Genomic DNA, 669 nt, shown 5'->3' on the forward strand with positions numbered 1-669 from the left:
TTTCCCCCGCTTAAGAGAGAATCGATATCAAATTTAAGCACGTGCTTAGAGAAGGATTTGATCGCTGTACTATAGGAAAATTTAGTGTCAGATGAGCTCTCGATGAGGATAGTATCATCATCACCGCTATTGCTGCGTGAGTTTTCAAAAGCTAGAGTATTAAATGACAGACACAGACATAACAAGCCTATTACGAACAAAGCGCGCTTGGTCATTGTTGATGTGTGTGTGTTGTTCAAATCGTCCACTCCATTTGATGAAGACTACCTATTCAATGATAAGAGATCTCCCTGTAGCGGTGTGTAACATTTGGTTAGATCGAGAGGGTATTTCGAAAAACTTCATTTATTGAGGTAAAGAGAGAGGATAAAGTGTGAACAGGTTCTCTAAGTTGTTGAGTGGAAGCTCATTTTTATTCTAGAAGGTGCTTAGTTGCAGTCTTAGGCTTGAAAGGATTGTTCACTTATTCTTTGCTTGAGTTCGCTTACGTGTCGACGACTGACGAGAATGCGAAAGTCGGTATTGCGTATATGTATGTAGTAGTGGCCATCGGAGCTCTTGTGCATTGCTGAGATGTGTTTGGCATTGACCAGTGTATTGCGATGGGCACGCAGGAGCTTGTCTGGGTGAGCTTGTTCCAACTCCTTTAATGTTTGGTCACTTAGGGTT

General features: G+C 41.9%; 2 protein-coding genes. Both read right to left on the reverse strand.

Annotated features, from left to right (window positions below):
- Positions 1-239 (reverse strand): hypothetical protein (locus A3735_RS32110; RefSeq protein ID WP_231882642.1); only part of this gene is annotated, 239 nt, incomplete at its 3' end.
- A gap of 201 nt (positions 240-440) precedes the next feature.
- A partial coding sequence (locus A3735_RS29270) for a LytTR family DNA-binding domain-containing protein (RefSeq protein ID WP_197486021.1) occupies positions 441-669 on the reverse strand: 229 nt, incomplete at its 5' end.

The sequence above is a fragment of the Oleiphilus sp. HI0061 genome (assembly GCF_001635675.1).